Here is an 18,653-nt window from a genome sequence, read left to right as displayed (position 1 = left end):
ATTTTAATGTTGGAAATGTCAGATACTCGGCAGCTTGGGCACCACGAAATTCTGCAAGCCGCGAAACATGCTGCTGATCAGCGAGACTGGGAAGTTGCTGCAGGCTTCTTTGCGCAAGCGATCACGTTTGATCCTTCGGCCGCTCTCATTGTTCAATATGGCCATATGCTCAAGGAGGCGGGCTATCTTGAGGCAGCGGTCGGAGCCTACCGAGCCGCGCTGCTTTGGGATGGTACGGCGACCGACGGATATGTTCATCTTGGCCACTTGCTGAAACGACTGAGCCGACCTGACGAAGCGATCGAAACATTCAAGGCTGCTCGGCGGATACCTTATGGCCCTCATGTCGAGCCGGAAATTTCTGGTCTCAATGTGGCTCGACTGAACGCGTCCCATGTAGTCAGGAGTGAGACGGGAGATAATTTGCGGCCCATGTCGGAGAGCGTTCGGCATCGGGACGAAGTGCTGCATGCTTGGCTTGCGGCGCAAAACGACGCGCGGCTGAAAGATGCAGAACGTGTTTCAAAGTCTGCAAAGGCCGCGTTCACGTGGAGAACGAAACGGATCCCGTCAACTCTTGAACCGGCTGCCGATCTGGTTGTGGAAAGAGGCATTTATCGTGCCACGACAAATAGATCGAGGATGCGCCTACAGCCAATTAGCCGAACGGGCATACAAGAGCTTTGTGGGCAATGGATAGAAATTACATTGAAGATCAGCGAGACTGAATGTGTCGTCGATCCTATTCTTTACATAGAAGAGACGCCGGGTTGGGGGCGTTTTAGGGCCGTTCGCTTGGTGAAACAATCGGGCAATACATATGGCGTGATTATTCGCATGCCGCCCTCAGTTGTCTCGTTGCGACTCGATCCGGTGCATACACCTGGCAAACTGATCGTGTCGGACCTGAATGTTTTGCGTCTGTCTTGGTTTTCGGTTCTTATGCGAGTGTTTGCGAAGGCAAGCGGTCCGTCTATCGCCAATGTTTTAAAGGCGGGCTTGCGCGGCAGTTTGGCGTCGGCGCTGGACAGGCACTTTGCAACCAAGATGGCTGATGAATATGGGCGTTGGATTGCCTTCAATGAAGGCCCTGCTCTTGCCGTCCCTATGCCTTCTGTCGATGAGGGAACGGTTGGTTTTGTGACCATGATCAGTGGCGGAGAAGGGGAGCAATTCGCGGCGATACTTGCTTCATTGCGTACACAGTCATCCAGTCGGTGGAGATTGGCAGTTGTATTGGATGAAAGCTTGGAATCTTCGCTTCGTGCGGCCATCGAGCGGGAAGCATCCAGGGACGAGCGGGTTAAGGTTGCCGTTGTAAAGCCTTCCACCTCTAGAGCGACCCGCATGTCTTCGGGTATGGTGCTCCTCGATACCGATCTGATCGGGCAATTGCCTCCCGGCGATATCCTCGCGAATGGCGCTGTGGCAAATTTTCTTGAGTACTCCAAGGCTAATCCGGCTGCAGTTGTCATCTACTGCGATCATGATGAAATTGACGAAAGTGGGCGGCGCCATTCACCACGCTTCAAGCCGGACTGGAATGCGGACTATATACTTTGTTACGACTATGTCGGCCCATCGGTTCTTTTTTCGCGAGCTGCTATCGATGCCGCGGGTGGTTGGAGAGACGATTTTCCGGAATTGGAAACCTTCGATCTCCTGCTTCGTATTTCAGAGAATGTTGGATCGGGTAGAATAGGCCATTTCGCAAAGCCAGTCTGGCATTGTGGCCTGACCGGCGAGAGTACGCCTATTGTTGCTCTCGTCAACGAGCGATTGGTTCGGCGGAAGCCTGCCATGAGTGCTGACCTCGGAATGGTTCCCGGCACGGTGAAACTTAGATGGCCAATGCCGGCCAATCCGCCGCATGTCACGATCATTATTCCGACCAGGGATCGTCTTGAACTGGTCAGGACAGCAATCGACTCCATACTGTCACGCACTGAATATCCATCTTTTGATATAATTTTGGTCGACAACGGCAGCGTCGAGCAGCAGAGCCTGGATTATTTCAAGACAATCAGCCGGGATGAGCGCATTTCTGTACTCCGGGATGATGGGCCCTTCAACTTCTCTCGTCTCAACAACCGAGCGGCCGATATCGCGAAGGGAGCTGTTCTTGCGCTTGTGAACAATGACGTGGAAGTCATGGACGGCAGTTGGCTCAGGGAAATGGTATCTATTGCCATTGATCCGAATATCGGCGCGGTCGGTGCCAAGCTCCTGTATGGCAGCGGGCATTTGCAGCATGCAGGTATCGTGGGAGGCGTGGGTACGGTTGCCGGGCATGGGCACAAGTATGAGTTGGCGGAATCGACTGGTTATATGAACCGGTTACTCGTTCAGCAGACGGTGGTTGCCGTGACGGGAGCGTGCCTTGTGGTAGAGGCAAGCAAGTACAAGGCCGTCGGGGGGCTGAACGAGGAGCATTTGACCGTCGCGTTTAACGATGTGGATCTATGCCTGAAGCTCGGCGACCGCGGTTGGCGGTCTGTGTTCACTCCGTGGGCTACGCTGTATCATCATGAAAGCTTGTCACGGGGACTTGATCTCTCCGGCGAAAGGGCTGCTCGGTTCGAACAAGAGGCAGATTTCATGGTCAAGGAGTGGGGCTCAAAAATTCTGCAGGACCGATTTTATAATCCGAACCTGACGCTTGAGCATGAGGATTTTTCATTCAGGTATCCCATGCCATAAGTCAGATTCGACTTGTTTGGAGACATTGCGTGCATCCCACCACCTTGGTATGAGCAAAGCCCTGTCCGTATTAAAGTTCAAGGCCCGCAGAATGCAGTTTCAAAAAACGGCGATTTCCGAAGTAGTCCTCATTGCTCCGAAAAGGATAGGCGACAACCGCGGGTATTTTTCCGAAACGTTTCGTCAGGACATGTTCGCCGAGAACGTGGGCGGGTGGCAGCTTATCCAGGATAATCAGTCGCTTTCTGCCGAGGTAGGTACTGTCCGAGGGCTTCATTTCCAGCTTAACCCGCGCGCTCAAGGCAAGCTTGTCCGGTGTATTGCTGGTGCGATCCTCGACGTCGCTGTCGATATTCGCGAAGGCTCCCCTACCTACGGGCAGCATGTAAAGGCTGAATTGACTGCTGATAATGGCCACCAGCTCTGGGTGCCGCCAGGTTTTGCCCATGGCTTCTGCACGCTCGAGCCCAACAGCATCATTTCCTACAAGGTTACCGACTACTACAGCCCCGATCACGATCGCGGCCTTTTGTGGAATGATCCGGAGCTTGGCATCGAGTGGCCCGTCGATGCGCAGACGGCGATCCTTTCGGCCAAGGACAAGGTCCAGCCGCGGCTTGTCGATCTCGGCACTGCCTTTGTTTATGACGTCTGATTGGGCCGGAGAACAAGCATGCGTGTAATCGTTACCGGCGGAGCCGGATTCATCGGGTCCGCGGTCGTAAGGCATCTCGTCAGCGTTAAGGGCTATGAGGTTCTGACCGTCGACAAGCTGACCTATGCCGGCAATATGGCCTCCCTGTCGACTGTGGACAATAATCCGCTGCACCGGTTCCTGAAGGCCGATATCTGCGATCGGTCGGCTATGCAGGAGGCGTTCGACAGCTTCCAGCCAGACAGGGTGATGCATCTTGCAGCTGAAAGCCACGTCGATCGGTCGATCACCGGTGCACGTGATTTCGTCGAGACGAATGTGATCGGCTCCTTTACGCTTCTCGAAGCGGCTCGGCACTACTGGAGTGGTTTGGCCGCGGATCGCAAGGACGCTTTCCGCTTCCTGCATGTCTCGACGGACGAGGTCTATGGTTCGCTCGGCGATGAAGGTCTTTTCACCGAGGAAACGCCTTACGATCCGTCCTCACCCTATTCTGCGTCCAAGGCCGCTTCGGACCATCTCGCCAAAGCCTGGGCACGGACATATGGAATGCCTGTCGTCGTTTCGAACTGCTCGAACAATTACGGTCCTTATCACTTCCCGGAAAAGCTTATCCCTCTCATCATCCTGAACGCATTGGAGGGCAAGCCGCTTCCCGTTTATGGCAATGGTGCGAATATTCGTGACTGGCTTTATGTCGAAGATCACGCGCGTGCTCTCGACTTGATTGCCGAGCGCGGTCGTATAGGCGAGACCTATAATGTTGGCGGACGTAACGAACGCCGAAACATCGATGTCGTGACGCGAGTCTGCGCTCTCATGGATGGCTTTCGTGCCAAGTCGACCAAGCATGAAAGTCTGATTTCCTACGTGACAGATCGGCCCGGCCACGACGCTCGATACGCCATTGACGCCACGAAGCTGGAGAATGAACTCGGTTGGAAAGCCCAGGAGAATTTTGATACCGGCATCGAAAAGACCGTAAAATGGTACCTTGAAAACGAATGGTGGTGGGCGCCGTTGCGCAAGGGCTATGACGGCAGCAGGCTTGGACTGCTTGCTACGCCCGGAGTGAAGTGATGGCCAAGCGTTATGCGGTGACAGGCCTGGAGGGCCAGGTGGTGCGCTCGCTGATTGAGCGTAGCGCCCAACATCCCGAGTTGCAGATAATTCCGGTAGGGCGGCCGACCTTGGACCTTGGCAGGATCGAGACCGTCGAGGCGGCACTGATTTCGGCCAATCCGGATGCCATTATCTCATGTGCTGCCTATACTGCCGTTGACCAGGCTGAGACTGATGAGGCTAATGCCTTTGCGATCAACGCCGCTGCTGTCGGTGAAGTCGGCCGTGTCGCAAAGGCGCTTGGCATTCCGGTGGTACACTTGTCCACCGACTATGTGTTCGACGGGGAAAAAACATCGGCCTATCTGGAGGATGATCCGGTCAACCCCTTGGGAGCTTATGGCCGCACGAAGCTCGAAGGTGAGCGTCTTTTGGCGTCTTCTGGTGCAGACCATGCCATCTTGAGAACCGCCTGGGTCTATAGCGCTTACGGCAAAAACTTCCTGAAAACGATGCTTCGTCTTGCCGAGACCCGTGACGATCTCAATGTTGTCGCCGATCAGATCGGTAATCCGACCTCGGCTCTGGACATCGCGGATGCTGTCATCAAGGTGGCGGATAATCTCCTTGCTTCGGATGCCGCAAGCATGCGCGGTATCTTCCACATGACCGGAACCGGAGACGCTTCCTGGGCAGACTTTGCTGCGGAGATTTTCTCGGCATCCCGGGAAAATGACGGCCCGGTTGCACAGGTCCATCCGATCACGACGGCAGAATATCCGACGCCGGCCAGGCGGCCGAAGAATTCGCGCCTCGATTGCGGTAAACTTGCTGTCGCACATGGCGTCATTATGCCGACCTGGCAAAGCTCTACCTCCGACATCGTCCGTCGTTTTCTTTCAGCGTAAAGCTACAACAAAAAATTGGGACTTGATCACATGAAGGGTATCATTCTGGCTGGCGGAAGTGGGACGCGTCTGCACCCGATGACGCTTGTCACTTCGAAGCAGCTCATGCCGGTTTACGACAAGCCGATGATCTACTATCCGCTGTCGACACTCATGTTGGCGGGAATTCGCGATATTCTTATCATATCGACTCCTCATGATCTGCCGAATTTCCAGCGCCTGCTTGGCGATGGTTCCGCTTGGGGTATCTCACTCTCTTACGCCGAGCAGCCGTCGCCGGACGGACTGGCGCAGGCCTATATCATTGGCGCCGATTTCGTGGGCTCCGACCCGTCCTGCCTCATTCTGGGTGACAATATCTTTTACGGCCACGGCATCACCGACCTTTTCAAGAACGCGGCCGCTCGCGAAGATGGTGCAACCGTGTTCGCCTATCACGTCCATGATCCTGAACGTTACGGCGTCGTGGAGTTCGACAAGGCGATGAAGGCTGTGTCGATTGAAGAAAAGCCGGTAAAGCCGCGTTCAAACTGGGCGGTTACCGGCCTTTATTTCTACGATAACCAGGTGGTTGATATTGCCGCCAATCTCAAGCCGTCTCCGCGTGGAGAGCTTGAGATTACTGATGTCAACCGGGTTTATCTCGAACGTGGTCAGCTGAGCGTCGAGCAGATGGGGCGCGGTTATGCGTGGCTTGATACGGGGACGCCCGATAGTCTGCTGGAAGCCGGTGATTTCGTTGCTACATTGCAGAAACGACAGGGCATCAAGATCAACAGCCCCGAGGAAGTTGCATATCGTCAGGGGTTTATTGACGGATCCCAGCTCGAAGCTCTGGGGAAGAAGCACGGGAAGAGCGAATACGGAAAGTACCTTCTGGCTATCCTACGCGAAAATACGTGAAAATCTGCTGCAAGCAATTCGACGATATCGCTTGCAGCAATACATATTGCATTTGAACCAGTACGGCGGCTCTGTAAGAGATGATATTCTTTAAGCGCAAAAAGAAACCCGGTCAGACCGAAGGAGAATTCGAAGCCTCGGTGCGTCTGGGAAATGCCGCCAATGCCGAAAGACGATGGGTAGAGGCATCTGCGCATTACGAAAATGCACTCCGGTTGCGGCCTGCGGATATCGCTATCCGGATACAGTTCGGGCATTCCCTAAAGGAGCAGGGTCTGCTGGCGCAAGCCGAACGGGCATATGGCCAAGCTACGCTCGATGATCCGCTGGATGCAGATGCCTATCTGCATCTGGGGCATGCGCTAAAAATGCAGGGTGCCAAGGGGAAGGCCATCTCTGCATACCGCCATGCCGCGCGCCTTGGTTCCTTTGGGGCCATTGGCAAAGATGCGCGGAGGGAACTGTCTGCATTGGGGATCAATGTGCCGGCCGGACCTATGGTCGATGTCAGCGGGGTCGAGATCGGCGAGCGTGCTCAAGCCGATCTTGCAGCTGCCCTGCGAAACGGCCGATTGACAAAGGCGCTGACCATAATTGAAGCCTCTGAAGCGGCATCTTTGCCGCTCAAGTTTGTCAAGGCGCAGGTCTATCAAGTCATCCAGCGATATGATGATGCACTGGTTCTATATACAGAATTGGTAGCCGAAGGTTTCGGAGGCTCTGCTTCCAGAGCTTTGCGGTCACTTCACATCGAAACCGGGGCACACGACAAGGCACTCCAGTCGCTTCGTAACGATCTGGAGACCAATATATCAGAGGGCGCACCATTCGAGCTGCAGGCCAGCCTGGTAAGTGAGCTGGTTTCTGTGAGCCAATTTGCCTTGGCATTCGAAGCTGGAGCAGCCTTGTTCGCCGCGAATGTGCGTCCGGAATTGGCTTCGGCCCGTACTGCGATCGATGTAAAGCGCGATCGTGTCAGCCGCAGTCTGCCTCATCAGCTCGCCGGCAAATTCGAGCGCGATTTCCTTGCGCGTTCTGCAGCCCTGGAAAAAGCCGGAGACGCTCCGCAAGCACGGCTTCTCGAAGATGAGGCGCGCGCGCTGGCAGCGGACTAATCGCATAGAGATAATCCGATTATTCGGATGGGAATTTGGTGCGGCATGGCTGCAAAATTAAACGAAGACGCGAGTACTGGTATGCATTTCGACGAGAATTATTATGTACGGATGTATCCTGACTTGGCCCATTGGGGCGCCTCGGCGTTGGAACATTTCAACACGTGGGGCTGGAAAGAAAACCGAAACGCATCTGTTGATTTCGATACCTATTTTTACAAGGAAACCTACCTTGGAGGCGAAGATGCAACGGTCAGTCCGCTATTGCACTTCGAGAAAACCGGAAGGGCGGCTGGGAATTTAACCCGGCCACAGCATTCGTTCTCTCTGGTAGAAACGACACAAAAGGCCTCCGTTGGTTCAGTCGCAATTCATTGCCACGCCTTCTATCTGTCGCTTTTGCCTGAGCTGTTTTCGTATCTTTCTGATCTGAAACTTCACTACAAGCTATACATAACGGTTGTCCGGAAGGTCGATGTTGCTGCCGCTGAAGAATTCGCGCGTGACGTCCTTCCCGCTCACGTTCAAGTCGAGGTCCGTCTGGTGCCGAACCAGGGGCGTGACCTTGCTCCTCTGTTTGTCGGCCTCGAGGATGTGCTCGAAGAACATGACATATGGTGCCATGTTCATACGAAATTCAGCCCGCATGTGCATTTCGGCTCGAAATGGCGGGCTTATCTGCTGGATCAGCTGGTTGGCTCTGATGAGCGGGTCAATGGTATCCTGGCGAAATTCGAGCAGGACGATAAGCTTGGCCTTGTCTATCCCGACAATTATTTCGAGATAAAGAAACACGTCGATCACGGCATAAACCGGGACGCTCTAGCGGAACTCTTTTCCCGACTTGGGGTGGACGATCACCTCCCGGAGCAGCTTTCACATTTTGCCGCCGGCTCCATGTGCTGGTTCAGGACAAAGGCGATGTTGCCCATCGTCAGAGCCGGCTTGACCATCGAGGAATTCGGTGAAGAGGCCGCCCAGATCGACGGCACCTTGGCACACTCTCTGGAGCGTGCGCTTTGCCTCGTTCCGCAAAAAACAGGGTATGAGGTGCTTTCTTATTATGCACCAGCCGCCCGGCCGGAAGCGTTGATCAATCCTGCACGCTGCGCGATAGAAGACAAGGATGCAGTTGGGCGGCGTTGGATCAGGGATACGCCGGCAATTTCCGCATCTGCACCACTCCCGCTTCAAGAGCATTTGCCCCCGTTCAATAGTTCGGGCCTGCAGGTTCATTGGGTCATTCCGGACTTCGGCCCGGGCGCGGGCGGGCATACCACGATTTTCCGCTTCGTGAAGATGCTGGACGATCAGGGGTTCAATCAGACGATATGGATACAAAACGCCTTCAACCACGGCTATCCGGCGGTTGCGAAGGCACGCATCTGTGCTTGGTACACTCAGGTTTCGCCGCGTGTTGTGGTGCGCTTCCTTCCCGACGACGTTGAGGCCATCTCCGGCGATGTCGTGATCGCCACGGATTGCTGGACAGCTTATCCCGTTGCGCGCATGACGCGCTTCATTCACCGGTTCTACTTTATCCAGGATTGGGAATCGGAATTCCATCCCGCCGGTGAATTGCGGTTTATGGCGTCTGCTACCTATGATTTCGGGTTCACGGCCCTTACGGCCGGAAAATGGCTGGAGTCCAAAGCCAAGGGAGCGGGCATGGACACAGTCTGCTGGTACCTTGGTGCGGATCTGGATGTCTACCAGCCCGCGACTGAGCCGCGCGAATATGTCTCTTACCGCTCTTCAGGAGGCAAGTCGGAGATGTACAATCTCCTTGGCCGCGTGGTGCCAGCCAACAGCCTCGAGCAGTTTGTGCCTTCGCGTGAAATCGCTGGCGAGGTATCAGAGACGTCGCCTCTTCCTAGAATAGCGTTCTATGCTCGCGCCTATACACCGCGGCGGGCCGTAAGGCTTGGCCTTGAAGCGCTTGACCTGCTGGCGCGGCGCGGCTGGAGGTTCCATGTCGATTTCTTCGGTGAGGAGCTGGATTTCGCCGAAAAGCCCTTCAGCTATACCGCGCATGGAGTGCTAAAGCCGCAGGATCTGGCGGTTCTTTACCAAGAGACCGATCTCGGTATGGTCTTCTCATGCACCAATTATTCGCTCGTGCCGCTTGAGATGATGGCATGCGATCTCCCGGTCCTGGAGATCGATACGGAGAGTACCCGGGCCGCATATCAGGAAGGATCGGTTTGGTTCTCTGCACCGTCCGTGCATGCTGTTGCGGACTCGCTTGAGCTGCTTTTGAGCAATCCTGATGAGCGCAAGGCTCTTGTCGAGAACGCAAAGTCCTTTCTTGAGACCGCAAGCTGGGAACGTTCGGGCGAAATCGTTGCTAACGCCATTCGCGAGAAAGTTACGGGAAGTGGTGCGCTCGATGTTGCGCCACTCGTCTCGTCGCTCGTCGCTGATGCTCAGCAGCGTCTCGCAGCGCCGGCATTATACGAGCGGCCCAAAGTGTCGATATTCATCCCGACTTACAATGCCGGTCCCGAATTCGATACGGTAATGGACGCGGTTGTGGCGCAGAAGATGGATGAGCGTTTCGAAATCGTCGTGATCGACTCGGGCTCGACGGATGAGACGCTGAGCATCTTGGAAGAAAAATCGCGCAAACATCCAATCAAGCTGCATTCCATTTCAAGCAGCGAGTTTGGACACGGCAAGACGCGTAATATGGGAATCGACATGGCACTCGGCGATGTCGTCGCGATCATTACGCAGGATGCCTGCCCAGCGTCTTCGGCTTGGCTCGATCGCCTTGTTGGCGGGTTCCAGGCGAGCGACAGGGTCGCCGGTGTGTTCGGACGTCACGTGGCCTATCCGCTGCACGAACTGTTCGAGGGCAAGGGGCTGAACGACATGTTCGACAGGTTCAGGCGTGTCGGTCCGGTGTTTTCTTGGGAAAGGGAAATGCCCGGTTTTGTCGAGCGCGGCTCCCCGACCTGGCAATATCATTTGCAGTTTTATTCGGACAACAATTCGTGCATGCGAAAGTCCGTCTGGCGTGAACTACCTTATCCGGACGTTCCCTGGGGCGAGGACATGATCTGGGCGTCGGAAATAATCCGACTCGGCTTCGAGAAGGTTTATGTCGATGATGCTGTCGTCTACCATTCGCACGATTATGATCCGCGCAAGTTGACAGAGGTTGGCCTGCAAGAAGGACGGATGTTCCTCAAGCATTTTGGCATGCATATCGTTCCGGATGTCGATGAGGGCGATCGCGACAGGGTTGCCTGGGACATGGCGCTTAACGCGGCGAGAAACGATGAAAAGATGTTAGAACAGCTAGATGCCGCTACTCCTCAGCTCGTCATGCGACGTGCGCTTCAGCATGCTGCGCTGATCCGGGGCAGAATGATGGGCGCGCGCGAAATGGCGGATGCGCTCAGGGCGCCGGGGCGGCATTAACGTTTAATGCTTCTGCGCCTGTGTTGATATAATTTTGGCCGGATCTGTCAGTCGATGAACCTTGGATTGCGGCCTGTTGATATGGAAATTTGAAATGACAAGAGCCGTAACCTCGACGCTACCGGTTGTCTTCATTGATGGAGGCTACCGTATACAGTTCGGCAATGGCCTTGCTGTTCCGTTGAGGAATCACGGTGATCTGGTTCAGACTTTTGATCCCGGCTGGTTTCCGAGATTTGTTTATGTCGGCTTTTATCCAATTATGGCGCTCGAACTGCAACATCGGGACGGCAGGCAGGCCACCTGGTGGCTTGATGGAACCATGAATGGGGTTGGCGATAGCGTTAGGCATCTCGGCAAGCCGATTCGCGAGCTTCTCCTGCGTAACAGTGCCCACGTTATGCGACATATCGTGGACGCTTCATTTTCAGCGACGCATGAGCCTGTGCCGGATAGCGTCAATGGATTTTACTCCCTCAACCCGAATACAAGGCAGGAAATCATTGACAGCTTCCTCCGCCAGTCAATTCCCCCGATAGGAATACGCGATATCACGCAAGAGGATGGCGTGATCCTCATTGCTACGGATCATGGCGAAGTCGAGGTTTTTGATCGCGACAGGGTCAAGGCATCTCTTGAAATGGATTTCAGGGAGACCAGCCTGAAATGGCTCGGCGGGGCGATGTCGTGGAAGAGCATCTATGACGATGGGGAATTCGAGTTCCGGGGGAGCATGCCTCTTGACGACTTCAGATTTGCTTTGAAGTTTTCGGATGCCGAAGACAGGAGAGAATTTTTCCTGCTGGTTTCCCATCATTGTTCTCAGGTCATCGGGATTTTTTCACCGTCGTGCTCGTCTGTTTTTTGCTTGAATGGGGAAAGAATCGGGCTGTTCAGGTCCCTCTACAGCAATTTTGAGGATATGCTCGGCAGGCATTTGAAGAAATATAGTTCCGAACTGAAAACCTATTTCGCTTCGGGGAAGAAAAAGATCGCCAGTCTGCCGCGCTTGGCGCCGCAAACCCATCTCGGTCACCAGCTGTGGAACGAGTTGTCGGGTGTGGATATGGTTTTGCGCAATCGCCGGCCCGGTGATTTACCTGAATGGTGGATCGTTGAGGCTGACGAGTCGGTGGAAATTTATGGTCCGCTTGAGAGGCTTTATCCAGAGATTGCCACCCGCGTGAGAAGGGGGCTTTCCAGCTTGGACGAGGCGACAAGGTTTGCCTACAAGAATAATTTCGCATTGCTGCGAATTACCGATGAATATGTATCGTCGGGGCTGCGTGCTCGGATCAAGTCCGTCGTGGACGCGACCGCGATCGGCCAGGAGGTCAATCGTTATGTTTCCGAAAACCGTCGGGGTCCGATAGTCGTTTTTGGTCTCAGGACTGAGAACAGGACGCATGTCGATCCCGTGGATTTCTTTGTGCGCGTCGCCAAGTCTTTTGAACGCCGTTTCGGAAAGGGAACGATCGTCATCGACGGCCACAACGGTAACGAGGAGTTTGCCACGACAGGTAAGGTGCGCAGCCATGGAGAGCATCTGTCTCTCCGCCCTCCCGTGGATGTCGAGCGTGAAATCGTCGATGCGGTCGGCGCGGGCCTGAAGGGGACCGGCGTCGACGTGGTCAGCACGATTGGCGCCAGCATGTACCGAAGCGCCGCCTGGGGCAATAACGCCGACTGCTTTATCGGGATTTGGGGGGCGGGGCTAACCAAGTACCGCTGGATATCGAACATACCCGGTGCAATTGTTAGCAGTGCCCATAACCTTGGTGGCCGCCCGGATTTCAATATCTATTTCAATGAAAAATACATGGAGGATCCATCTCCTGTATTGATGCCGCCCCGCGGCACGATCGAAGATGATGCTCAGGCGAAATTGCTGATAAGCGTGGCAGATCAGTCGTCTGCGTCGTATTATAATTTCAGGGATCGCCCCGAATTGCTGGAGGATTTCCTGAGCAAGCTTTGGGATAGCATGGCGGGGTGGAAGGATAGTTCACCTTCTCATTGAGGGCGATGGAAGGTGAGCTGGTGAGTTCACTAAATATGGTGCACTTGGTGGCGCTAAGGGTTGCACCAAAAACGCTTATGGTAGATGCGTTTGCTTCTGATAGATGTGCATGGCAGTGAATAGGGTTCCTTAGTATGCCGTTTAAAATCGCAGTCATCGGCGCAGGTTGGTACGGCTGCCATATCAGTTCTTCGCTGGCCAGCCTTGGCTTCAAGGTTATGGTATTTGATCGTGCGCAACGGCCTCTGCACGAAGCGTCGGGCAACAATCAGTTTCGCCTGCATCTTGGTTTCCATTACGCAAGGCACCAGGGAACACGTCAGCAGTCTCGCGATGGTTTTCTACGCTTTATCGAGCGATATCCCACGCTCTCGGCGCCCATCGAGGAAAACATCTATGCCGTCCCACATGGCGACAGCCTGATCGATTTTCAGACCTACAAGTTGATCATGGCGTCATCGGGAATCGATTTCGTAGAGCTCAAGAGCTCGCCGCATATTCACGATGTCGAAGGGGCTCTTTCGACATCTGAACGTGTTCTGCTGATCAGCCGTGCACGCAATTATTTCATGGAGCGCCTTGGAAGCGCGCTTATTCTGGACACTCCGGTCACTTCGATCGTCCAGCATCAGGATCACGTCGAGGTAGAAGGCATCAAGTTCGATTATCTGATCGATGCGAGCTGGGGGCAGGTGCGCACCATGCCGCTCGACATATTCTACGAGCCGACGATGCTGCTCTACTACGAGGCGAAGGAAAAGTTCCCAGCCATTACCTTTGTCGATGGGCCTCTTTGCTCCGTCTACCCAACCGAGGATCCCTCGATCTTCACCCTTTCAAGCGTTCCGCATACGCCGCTCGGCTCCTTCAGCGACGCCCGTGAGGCGCGAGGCGCTTTGACCAGCGTTACAAACGACCTGATCGGCCAGAAAAGGCGGCTGATGGAAGAGCAGATTGCGAAGAATGTGCCTCAATTTCGCGATGTCTTTTCGTTTGCCGGCGTGCAGCTTTCCATGAAGACAAAACCGGTCGGGCGTTCTGACGACCGAAGCTGCTATGTCTATCAGGACAACCGCATAATTAGCGTAATGTCAGGCAAGATCGACACGGTTTTCTTTGCGACGGAGCGCATTCTTTCCATGCTGGAGGCGCAAAACTCGCAAGGCGCTATTCCGGTTGAGAATACCATTCGTGGCGATATCGTTACGGCAGGGAGGGTTGCGGAATGGCAGGTCAAGTAAATCGAGCCCTTATCGGGTATACTGGCTTCGTGGGGTCGACCCTCCTAGCCGCCAATCCTTACGAGATGCTCTTTAACTCCCGCAACATCGAAAGCATTCGCGGGCAACATTTTAGCTCGGTCACTTGCGCAGGTGTATCGGCTGTCAAGTGGATGGCCAATAAGGAGCCGGAGCAAGACCGGGCGGCTATCGAAAATCTCGTCAATCCCCTCAAGGATGTGACGGCGGATCGATTCATTCTTATCTCTACTGTCGATGTCTATCCTGACCCCAATGATGTGACGGAGAGCGATGTCCCCGACACAACTAAGGCACAACCTTACGGGCGGCATCGGCGGCAGTTGGAAGAATGGGTGCTGGAAAAGTTTGAAAATGTCCTGATCGTCCGATTGCCAGCACTTTTCGGTGCTGGCCTGAAGAAAAATGTCATTTTTGATCTGATGAACCTCAACCAGACAGAGAATATCAATCCAAACGGGGTGTTCCAGTGGTATCCGATGCGTCGCTTCGCATCGGATCTGGCTTTGCTTGATGCGTCTGGGCAAAATGTTGTCAATGTGGCGGTCGAGCCTGTCGCCACAGCCGATATCGCGTCGAAATTTTTCCCGGATGTCGCCATTGGCTCCAAAGATTCGGCTCCGGTTGGTTACGACATGAAAACCCGGTTCCCGGAATTGCTCGGCGGCAAAGGCGATTACCATGTCGATCGACATGAGGTGTTTCGCGAACTTGGTCTGTTTACGGGGATGCCTTCGTGAAGCTCGCCATATCCAACCTCGCTTTTCCCGATGAGCTCGATGCGGTCAAATGCAGGACGCTGTTTGATTCAGGGGTCCGTGGTGTCGAAGTTGCGCCAACCAGGCTCGGAGACTGGTCGTCACTGACCGAATTTCGGCTTGGGGATTTCCGCTCCATGCTGGCTGACCAAGGCCTTTGCATTCCCTCACTGCAAGCCATTCTGTTTAATGTTGCGGATGCCCACCTTTTGAAGGAAGAAGGGCAATTTCAGGCGATGGTCGACCATATTCATCGGGTATCCGACATTGCTTCGATTTTGGGTGCGCAGGTACTTGTGTTTGGGGCGCCAAAACAAAGGATAAGGGGCGACCTTGCCGAGGACGCGGCCTTTCAGCTCGGGGTCGAGCGTTTTACGGCCCTGGCGAAGGCATGCTCCGAGCATGCCGTTACAATCGGACTGGAGCCGGTTCCTGCAGTCTATGGTGGTGACTTTCTGCCGACCTGGCAGGATGTGCAGGCAATGGTCGAGGCTGTCGCGAGCGATCATCTCGCCGTTCATCTCGACACGGGCTGCGTAGCGCTGGGTGGGGGAGATATCGGACAAGCAATTGCTGCGACCCGTGGGAATCTCAGGCATTTTCACATCGCCGAACCAAACCTCGGCAATTTCACATCTCCATCCGAAAGCCACGCGGTTGCTGCAGAGGAATTGTATCGCACAGCTTATAACGGTTGGCTCGCGATCGAGATTCTTGGAAAGACAGACAAGTCGTGGGACGATGCAGCTGAAGCCATTGCCTTCGCCAAAGACTGTTATGCCGGCAGAACGGGACGACCGGACTCTTGATCTGGAAAATAGCCTTGAAAACTACCGATCAACTCTCCGATGACGCGTGATATTTCAAACCCCGCTATTCCGGAAACTGTTCTATTGCATGACAGCGAGTGACAATCTTCTTTCCAAGAGATTGAATCAAAAGCGATTACAAAGATGAACCTGATGTATTTGGATGCGGCCTAGTCAAACAATGGAACACGTAGTCACACTGGGTGTCAAAATTCAAGAAGACGCCCTTTCTTTGACCTTAGCTACTCTCAGATCGATTACGTCATCGTAAAACTTTCTGTTCGCTGTTCGGCACTGCTCTAATGCGTCGGGATAGGTCACCGTAAGACGCATGGCATTCCGCCATTCGGAGGCTCTGCAGATAACTGGCAAGTGACGAAATCGATAGAGCTTTGACATATTGGGGATGCAAACAACTTTGCGCTGCAGCAAGGTTGCCCAATAGGCGCCATGATATGAGTTGGTAACAACAGTTTCTGCGCTAGCAAGAAATTTGATTGTCTCGTCTATATCATTTCCACCATTCGAGCGGCGTGGCAGCCCATCGATAGGCAGCGGGATACGTTTATGCTCATAAATGACGACATCTTGCGTAATTGCATAGTCGTGATCGAAGTGAGGAAGCATGCAACTGGCGCAAGGAACCCAGCGATATTCAGTGCCATAATCACGGATACCGACGAGATCAAAGCTCTTCAGATAGTCCGGCAAAGTGCTCGCGTAAGGCAGAACAACACCACCATCGACCCGTACGTTCAACGATTCGCCGATACCCCAGGCGATCAGGCTACCGCCGGCTTTCTTCAAGCTGGCCAGTTTGTCGAGAAAGGGATTGAAAGTATTTGCAATTAACCCACCGCCGCCAACGATAATATCTATGCCAAGCCGAGTTTCGTCGAAATCATAGATATCCATGAAATCACTACGTTCGAACGGAAAGTAACGCGAGGGATAACAGTACCAGTCGCCAACGTTGGTGCTATCTGCCCTGAACAGGTGCTCGATCTGATTTTGCAAATCTTCACTCATGCTTGATTTAACCGGAAATCGTAGATTCTCTGGCGCTCTCCAACCGGGCATTCAACATAAAGTTCAAAACCCGCGGCCGCAGCCATCGTTACCAACTGCGCCGAAGTCAGATCGTTAAACCAACCTTGCGCACGACGATCGCGCGCGTGATCGAGATCGGCCGGATTGTAGCTCATGACGAGCCGGCTCCAGCGTTTCGCCAAACGCTCAAATAGGATCGGCGGTTCGTGTACATATTCTAGTACGCCGAGCATGACCACGACGGCCGCAAACCGGTCAGGTAATATGCCCTCATTGAGATCGCATTTCAGAGTGCGTTCGTCTCTCGGCACTAGATCCGCAGGGAGATAGAGCGCTCCTTCTGGAAGAAACGCCTCGAGATTCATCTTTCCACAGCCCAAATCGATAACTGGTGAGGAGCCACCGATCATGGTAGCCGCCACAGCTGCTCGTTCTGACCAGTCGCTATGAAGGTTTTGCTCATTCGCCCAACGGGTATGGTCGGACGCTCGCTTTTCCATCAGGGCTGTCGTGGCAGCATTTCGTATTGAAGCCGCTTGCTGGGCATAAGAGGGCATTTCTGCCACGACAGGAGACGAAATTGGGGCGAGGCCTAACTCATTCTCAATCGCCTCCACACGTGCTCTCCGTCGCTCTGCGTTCTGGCGACCTTGTTCCCCTTCTTGCTTCTCTTCTCTGCTTGCTTGAAGATGCTCTACGACAGGTGTGATTGGTGGATTGTAGGTCTGGTCGAAGATAGCAATCATGCTCGCGGGTAAATATTGGATATCGAGCTTGTTAACGCTTTTTTCGCGATAGCTGCGATGCACAACCGCCTTTAAGGCATGCTGATCCCAGGCTTCCGGCTGCCGCTGCTGCTCAACAATCCATTGATCAAGCAACTCATGAGCTCCCGCAGTGTCATGGAGAAGGAGAGACCCACTCAAGACTTCTCCTGCCACATGAGTTCCGATCACAGCATCGCCACCGTAGCCTCTCAGATATGGCCACGGATCGGAGTGCAGGATAGCGTCAACATCGACGTAGAAGAGCGGTCCCCGCAAACGCTGACGGATGCGTTTCAGTACATGAGGCTTGGCGCGGACGTTATCAAGCCAACCCTGCCCTGGTTCAATCGCCTCGAGATCCAGAGGAAGGCCCAACTTTTGAACAGAGGCCGCAAGTCGCTGGGCCTCCCGTTCGTACCGCGTACCTGCGGTATAGAAGCCGACAATCGTACCCGGCAAATCATTCAATGCATTTGGAGCTCGCGATGCCAAGGCATCAAACCATAGACGGTCGGTGCCATATCCCCATCGGTCAAGAATTTCGAATAGTTCTGGAGCTAGCCTAAATTGGCGCACCACACGGTCCGCATGTCTATCAGAAAACCATGCGGATCCGGCGCTCAGTGTTTGCGCCCTGATGATATCCACCGCTTGGATGAACTCACTCCCAATGTTCAGACCAGTAAATTTTTCGATCTTTTTTCGAGTTTCGCTCGGCTCGATCAGGAGGTCTTCGAAACGAAGCACCAAAACATCTTGGTCATTTTTATGAAAGTTGCTGATTACTTTCTCTGTGAAGAGGATTCCTGGATTGGAATAGGCAACTCGACCTTGGCCATAATCCATCAGTGAATGATCGTATCCCGTCTGATAGACATTCGGATAGCGATCAGAAGTTTCGGTCATGACAGCGCGAATATCTTTCATCATGACAATGGGACGAACGGATATTGTCTCCTTCACGGATTCGCGGAAGCGCCGAAGGGGAAGAATATCAAGAGGTCGTTCTGACACGACATGTGCCTTAGAACTTTTGTAAAGTTCGGAGGCGGCCATACCTTTATCCACAAAGGTCGCGTTTGTCGCGAATTCCTTTAAAAGGTCGAATAGAATATCAGAGCCAGCATTGCTCATGCCGCAAAGCAAGATATGCGCCAAGGTCGGTTCGCCTCCTAAAAAATGCCCGGCACTGATGGCACGTCGAGTTGCAAAATGCTAGGC

The 18,653-nt window shown here is 53.9% G+C and carries 13 protein-coding genes; 11 read left to right on the top strand and 2 right to left on the bottom strand.

The features are described from left to right. Nucleotides 1–15: 15 nt before the first annotated feature. The 11 genes from FHW37_RS09755 to FHW37_RS09705 all read left to right on the top strand — a co-directional run bounded on the left by FHW37_RS09755 (nt 16) and on the right by FHW37_RS09705 (nt 15,615). Nucleotides 16–2,700 (top strand): glycosyltransferase family 2 protein, encoded by a 2,685-nt coding sequence (locus tag FHW37_RS09755; protein WP_186458202.1) that lies wholly within the window; start codon nt 16–18, stop codon nt 2,698–2,700. A 91-nt stretch (nt 2,701–2,791) separates the two neighbouring features. Beyond that, nucleotides 2,792–3,355 carry a dTDP-4-dehydrorhamnose 3,5-epimerase gene (gene rfbC, locus FHW37_RS09750; RefSeq protein WP_145635468.1) on the top strand — a complete coding sequence of 188 codons (564 nt, stop codon included), beginning with the start codon at nt 2,792–2,794 and terminating at the stop codon, nt 3,353–3,355. 18 nt (nt 3,356–3,373) lie between these two features. Beyond that, entirely contained in the window at nt 3,374–4,435 is a 1,062-nt protein-coding gene (gene rfbB / locus FHW37_RS09745) for a dTDP-glucose 4,6-dehydratase (protein WP_145635466.1), read from the top strand. After that, entirely contained in the window at nt 4,435–5,325 is an 891-nt protein-coding gene (rfbD, locus tag FHW37_RS09740) for a dTDP-4-dehydrorhamnose reductase (RefSeq protein ID WP_145635464.1), read from the top strand. The genes rfbB and rfbD overlap by 1 nt, the downstream gene beginning before the upstream one ends. 30 nt (nt 5,326–5,355) lie before the next feature. Next, nucleotides 5,356–6,228: a glucose-1-phosphate thymidylyltransferase RfbA gene (gene rfbA / locus FHW37_RS09735; RefSeq protein ID WP_145635461.1), complete on the top strand. Its 873-nt coding sequence runs from the start codon at nt 5,356–5,358 to the stop codon at nt 6,226–6,228. Between the two features lie 80 nt (nt 6,229–6,308). Then, nucleotides 6,309–7,343, top strand: a complete 1,035-nt coding sequence (locus tag FHW37_RS09730; RefSeq protein ID WP_145635459.1) for a tetratricopeptide repeat protein — start codon at nt 6,309–6,311, stop codon at nt 7,341–7,343. Nucleotides 7,344–7,388: 45 nt separating this feature from the next. Then, nucleotides 7,389–10,769 carry a rhamnan synthesis F family protein gene (locus FHW37_RS09725; protein WP_186458201.1) on the top strand — a complete coding sequence of 1,127 codons (3,381 nt, stop codon included), beginning with the start codon at nt 7,389–7,391 and terminating at the stop codon, nt 10,767–10,769. A 94-nt stretch (nt 10,770–10,863) separates the two neighbouring features. Further along, nucleotides 10,864–12,789, top strand: coding sequence for a hypothetical protein (locus FHW37_RS09720; RefSeq protein WP_145635455.1), 1,926 nt, complete (start codon nt 10,864–10,866; stop codon nt 12,787–12,789). A gap of 134 nt (nt 12,790–12,923) precedes the next feature. Then, complete coding sequence (locus FHW37_RS09715) at nt 12,924–14,030, top strand: FAD-dependent oxidoreductase (protein WP_145635453.1); 1,107 nt, start codon at nt 12,924–12,926, stop codon at nt 14,028–14,030. Beyond that, nucleotides 14,015–14,788, top strand: a complete 774-nt coding sequence (locus FHW37_RS09710; RefSeq protein ID WP_145635451.1) for an NAD-dependent epimerase/dehydratase family protein — start codon at nt 14,015–14,017, stop codon at nt 14,786–14,788. The genes FHW37_RS09715 and FHW37_RS09710 overlap by 16 nt, the downstream gene beginning before the upstream one ends. Continuing rightward, on the top strand, nt 14,785–15,615 hold the full coding sequence (locus FHW37_RS09705) for a sugar phosphate isomerase/epimerase family protein (RefSeq protein WP_145635450.1): 831 nt from the start codon (nt 14,785–14,787) through the stop codon (nt 15,613–15,615). Before FHW37_RS09710 ends, FHW37_RS09705 begins: the two co-directional genes overlap by 4 nt. 213 nt (nt 15,616–15,828) lie before the next feature. On the opposite strand, the gene FHW37_RS09700 is transcribed toward FHW37_RS09705, so the two are convergent. Continuing rightward, nucleotides 15,829–16,644 carry a polysaccharide pyruvyl transferase family protein gene (locus FHW37_RS09700; RefSeq protein WP_145635448.1) on the bottom strand — a complete coding sequence of 272 codons (816 nt, stop codon included), beginning with the start codon at nt 16,642–16,644 and terminating at the stop codon, nt 15,829–15,831. Further along, entirely contained in the window at nt 16,641–18,590 is a 1,950-nt protein-coding gene (locus FHW37_RS09695) for a putative nucleotide-diphospho-sugar transferase (RefSeq protein ID WP_145635445.1), read from the bottom strand. Before FHW37_RS09695 ends, FHW37_RS09700 begins: the two co-directional genes overlap by 4 nt. Nucleotides 18,591–18,653: the final 63 nt, after the last annotated feature.

The sequence above is a fragment of the Neorhizobium alkalisoli genome (assembly GCF_007829835.1).
Lineage (GTDB): Bacteria > Pseudomonadota > Alphaproteobacteria > Rhizobiales > Rhizobiaceae > Neorhizobium.
This window is presented reverse-complemented; position numbering and strand designations above follow the sequence as displayed.